This window comes from Salipiger sp. HF18, from assembly GCF_011806505.1.
GTDB lineage: Bacteria > Pseudomonadota > Alphaproteobacteria > Rhodobacterales > Rhodobacteraceae > Salipiger > Salipiger thiooxidans.
Genome location: NZ_JAATOS010000333.1, coordinates 1 through 4,465 on the forward strand (window position 1 = coordinate 1; position 4,465 = coordinate 4,465).

The 4,465-nt window shown below is 67.0% G+C and carries 5 protein-coding genes; 2 read left to right on the forward strand and 3 right to left on the reverse strand.

Annotation, left to right across the window (positions count from 1 at the left end; all coding sequences use genetic code 11):
- The 3 genes from secY to HC022_RS19815 form a co-directional block, all read right to left on the reverse strand.
- Positions 1 to 1,253 (reverse strand): preprotein translocase subunit SecY (secY, locus tag HC022_RS19805; protein ID WP_167453571.1); only part of this gene is annotated, 1,253 nt, incomplete at its 3' end.
- Positions 1,254 to 1,363: 110 nt separating this feature from the next.
- Positions 1,364 to 1,834, reverse strand: coding sequence for a 50S ribosomal protein L15 (gene rplO / locus HC022_RS19810; protein WP_089954725.1), 471 nt, complete (start codon positions 1,832 to 1,834; stop codon positions 1,364 to 1,366).
- A gap of 289 nt (positions 1,835 to 2,123) precedes the next feature.
- Entirely contained in the window at positions 2,124 to 2,369 is a 246-nt protein-coding gene (locus HC022_RS19815) for an accessory factor UbiK family protein (protein WP_008884097.1), read from the reverse strand.
- A 109-nt stretch (positions 2,370 to 2,478) separates the two neighbouring features.
- Between HC022_RS19815 and lgt the strand changes: the two genes are divergently transcribed.
- Together lgt and HC022_RS19825 are read left to right on the forward strand one after the other, a co-directional pair.
- Positions 2,479 to 3,366 carry a prolipoprotein diacylglyceryl transferase gene (gene lgt, locus HC022_RS19820; RefSeq protein WP_167453572.1) on the forward strand — a complete coding sequence of 296 codons (888 nt, stop codon included), beginning with the start codon at positions 2,479 to 2,481 and terminating at the stop codon, positions 3,364 to 3,366.
- Positions 3,367 to 3,370: 4 nt separating this feature from the next.
- Positions 3,371 to 4,432 carry a class I SAM-dependent methyltransferase gene (locus HC022_RS19825; protein ID WP_167453573.1) on the forward strand — a complete coding sequence of 354 codons (1,062 nt, stop codon included), beginning with the start codon at positions 3,371 to 3,373 and terminating at the stop codon, positions 4,430 to 4,432.
- The last annotated feature ends 33 nt before the right edge of the window (positions 4,433 to 4,465 follow it).

Here is a 4,465-nt window from a genome sequence, read left to right on the forward strand (position 1 = left end):
ATGGTGTCCATCGTGACGGATACCACAATGAGAACCGATGTCCCGCCGAAATAGAACGGAATGGCGAACTGCGAGCGCAGGATCTCGGGCATCAGGCAGACCGCGGCCAGGTAGGCCGAGCCAAGCACGAGGATCCGGTTCACCACGTATTCCAGGTGATCGGCGGTCTTCTTGCCCGGGCGGATGCCGGGGATGAAGCCGTTCTGGTTCTTGAGGTTGTCCGCCACCTCGTCAGGTTTGAACGAGACGTTGAACGTGTAGAAATAGGCGAAGAACACAATCATCGCGGCGAAGAACAGCAGGTAGAGCGGTTGTCCCGGGCCGAAGTAGGCGAGGATCGTGGACATCACCGGGCCGGTCGAACCCGCCTGGCTGAAAGTCGCGATGGTGGTCGGCAGCAGCAGCAGCGACGACGCGAAGATCGCCGGGATGACGCCCGCCGGGTTGACCTTCACCGGCAGGTGCGACTGCTGGGCTTCGGTCATCTTCATGCCGACCTGGCGGCGCGGATACTGGATGGTGATCTTTCGAAGAGAGAGAACCATGAAGACCACGAACAGGACCACGAGGACCACCATAAAGAGGGCGCCAAGTATGATCGCAGGGCTGATCGCACCGCTGCGACCGCTGGCGAAGAACTGGGCCAGGGCGGCGGGGATCTCGGCCACGATGCCGACGAAGATGATCAGCGAGATGCCGTTGCCGATGCCGCGGGCGGTGATCTGCTCGCCCAGCCACATCAGGAACATGGTGCCGCCCACGAGGGTGATGACCACGGCGGCGCGGAAGTACCAGCCCGGATCGTGGGCAAGATCGCCCGCCTCGAGAGAGACCGCGAGGCCGTAGGCCTGGAAGAGCGCAAGCGCCACCGTGCCGTAGCGGGTGTACTGGTTGATCTTCTTGCGGCCCTGCTCGCCCTCTTTCTTCAGCTGCTCCAGGAACGGCACCATGGCCGCGAGGAGCTGCACGATGATCGAGGCCGAGATGTAGGGCATGATGCCAAGGGCGAAGATGCCCATGCGGCCCAGTGCACCCCCGGTGAACATCGAGACCATGCCGCCGATTCCCTGGCCTGCCTGCTCCATGAAATTACGAAGCGCAGCGCCGTCGATACCGGGGACGGGGATGTACGTGCCCAGCCGGTAGACGATCAGCAGGCCGAGGGTGAAGAGAATGCGGTTGCGAAGGTCAGTGGCCTTGCCCAGCGCCGCCCAGCTGGTGTTGGCGGCCATTTGTTCCACAGCGGATGCCATGCGGGTCCTCTCGAAGGCAGAACGCCGCCGGAAGCGCTTTCCGGCTCCGGCGGCGTTCGTGGAAAACGTGGGGTCCTATGTAAGCGGCTGTCTCACCGCTCACAACCCGCTTATTCGGCGGCTGCCGCCACCGCAACTTTCAGCGTGCCACCCGCCTTTTCGACCGCCTCGACCGCCGATTTCGACGCGCCGGTGGTCTCGATGGTGAGGGCCGAGGTGACCTCGCCCTTGGCAAGCACGCGAATGCCGTCCAGCCTGCGGCGCACGAGGCCCGACGAGACGAGGGTCTCTTCGGTGATCGAGCCGGCTTCGAGCTTGCCCGCGTCGACGAACTTCTGGATCAGGCCGAGGTTGACGACAGCGTAGTCCTTGCGGTTCGGCTTGTTGAAGCCGCGCTTGGGCAGACGCTGGTAGAGCGGCATCTGGCCGCCTTCGTAGCCGTTGATGGCCACGCCCGAACGGGATTTCTGGCCCTTGATACCACGGCCACCCATCTTGCCCTTGCCCGAGCCCGGGCCGCGGCCGATGCGTTTCTTGGACCGGGTTGCGCCCGGATTGTCGCGCAGTTCGTTGAGTTTCATGTCGCTTCTCCATTGCCGGATGTGACCCCGAAGCGAACGGGCCAACCACGGCGTTTCTTGGTTTTCTGAATCGGTGGCGCAATGCCACCGGGGGCCTATAGCGTCAGATCACGCGCAAGGCAAGGCCCGCGCATGGCTCCGTGACGCTGCCGGAGCCAGCAGAATCAGGCTCCGGGGAGGCGCAAGGGGCGGGTCCGCAGGCGCTGACATCCGGCACCCTGCTGAGACGCGCGCCCCGGCTGCGCCCGGACGCGATCGACGGGCACAGAGGCTCTGCAGTGCGGCGCGCTCAGTCGGCGCGTTTCTCGAGGGCGTCGAGGCGTGCCTTCAGCGCCTCGTTCTCTTCGCGGGCCTTCTGGGCCATGGCGCGGACGGCGTCGAATTCCTCGCGGGTGACGAAGTCGCGGTCCGCCAGCCAGCGGTCGATCATCGACTTCATGGCGGTCTCGGCCTCTTCCTTTGCGCCCTGCGCCACGCCCATGGCGTTGGTCATGAGCTGCGAGATGTCGTCGAAAACCTTGCTGCGGGTCTGCATGGTGACCTCCTGATGCGTTCTTGCCTCTATATGGAGCGCGTGGGCCCCGGGCTCAAGTCCGCGTGGGCGATGTTGACTTCCCCGCCAAAGCAATTGCACTCATGCGCCCATGAAAGCCGCCATTCCTTTCCCGCCGCTCTCGCCCGAGCTGTTCTCGATCTCGATCGGCAGTTTCGAATTCGCCCTGCGCTGGTACGCGCTGGCCTATATCGCCGGCATCCTGCTGGGCTGGAAACTGGCGGCGACGGGGCTGAAGCGTGCGACGCTTTGGCGCGACGACCGCCCGCCGATGACGCCCGAGCAGCTCGAGCAGCTGATGACCTGGATCATCCTCGGCATCATCCTTGGCGGCCGGCTCGGCTTCGTGCTGTTCTACCAGCCGGGCTATTATCTCAGTCATCCGGCCGAGATCCTGATGATCTGGCATGGCGGCATGTCCTTCCACGGCGGCCTGATCGGGGTGATCGTCGCGGCGCTGACATTCTTCTCGCGCCATCGCATCCCGCTGCTGCCAGCCGCGGACACCGTGGCGCTGGCGGTTCCGCCCGGGCTGCTGCTGGGGCGGCTTGCCAATTTCGTCAACGCCGAGCTCTGGGGGCGGCCGACCGACCTGCCGTGGGGGGTGATCTTCCCGGGCGAGGCGGCGCAGGCCTGCGGGCAGGCGGTGGGCGATCTCTGCGCGCGGCATCCCTCGCAGCTCTACGAGGCCGGGCTCGAGGGCATCGTGCTGGGCGGGTTGCTGATCTGGCTGGCCTTTGCGCGCGGTGCGCTGAAGACGCCGGGCGTCGTCGCGGGGGTGTTCTTCGCGGGCTACGGCGTCGCGCGCTTCCTGGTGGAACTGGTACGGCAGCCGGATGCGCAGTTCGTCTCGCCCGGCAATCCGCTCGGCCTTGCATGGCACGTGAACGGCTGGGGGCTCACCATGGGGCAGATCCTGTCGCTGCCGATGATCCTCGTAGGGCTGGCGCTGCTGGTGGCGGCGCGGCGGCGGGTGTGACGGCATGACCCCGCTGGCCGAGATCCTGCACCGGCGCATCGCCGCCGAGGGCCCGATGAGCGTCGCGGAATACATGACGGCCTGTCTCCTGCATCCGCAGCACGGCTATTACGCCACCCGCGACCCGCTGGGCGCGGCGGGCGATTTCACCACCGCCCCCGAGATCAGCCAGATGTTCGGCGAGCTGCTGGGGCTCTGCCTCGCACAGTGCTGGATCGATCAGGGCCGGCCCGCGCCGTTCGTCCTGGCCGAGCTCGGGCCGGGGCGGGGGACCTTGATGGCCGACGCCACGCGCGCCATGCGCGCGCTGCCGGGGATGCTCGAGGCGGCGCGGCTGCACCTCGTCGAGGCCTCGCCCACCTTGCGCGACGCCCAGCACCAGCGGCTGGCGCCGTTGATGCCGGTCTGGCACGAGAGCGTCGCCGACCTGCCCGATGCGCCGCTCTTCCTGCTTGCGAACGAGTTCTTCGATGCGCTGCCCATCCGGCAGTTCCTGCGCGTGGGCGGCGGCTGGGCCGAGCGCGTCGTGGGCGTGCAGGATGGCGCGCTGGCCTTCGGGCTTACCGAGCCGGTGGCGCTTGCGGCGCTCGAGTCGCGGCTTGCGGACACGCAGGAGGGCGACATGGTCGAGACCTGCGCCCCCGCCACCGGGATCGCCGCCGAGATCGGCCGCTGCATCGCCGAACACGGCGGCGCCGCGCTCATCGTCGACTACGGCAGCGACCAAAGTCTGGGCGACACGTTCCAGGCGGTCCGCCGCCATCGCAAGCTCGGGCCGCTCGACTGCCCGGGCGAGGCGGATCTCACCGCTCACGTGGATTTTGGCGCGCTCGCGCAGGCCGCGCCCTGTGCCACCGCCGCGCTGGTGCCGCAGGGCATCTTCCTCGAACGGCTCGGAATCACCGATCGTGCGCGGGCCCTTGCCGCAAAGCTCGAAGGCCCGGCACTCGACAGCCACATTGCCGCACATCGCCGGTTGACGCACCCCGAGGAAATGGGTTCGCTGTTCAAGACACTCGGGTTCTTCCCCGAAAGCGCCACACCGCCGCCCGGACTTCTGACATGACGCTTGAGATCATCACCTCGCAGGCCCTGACCC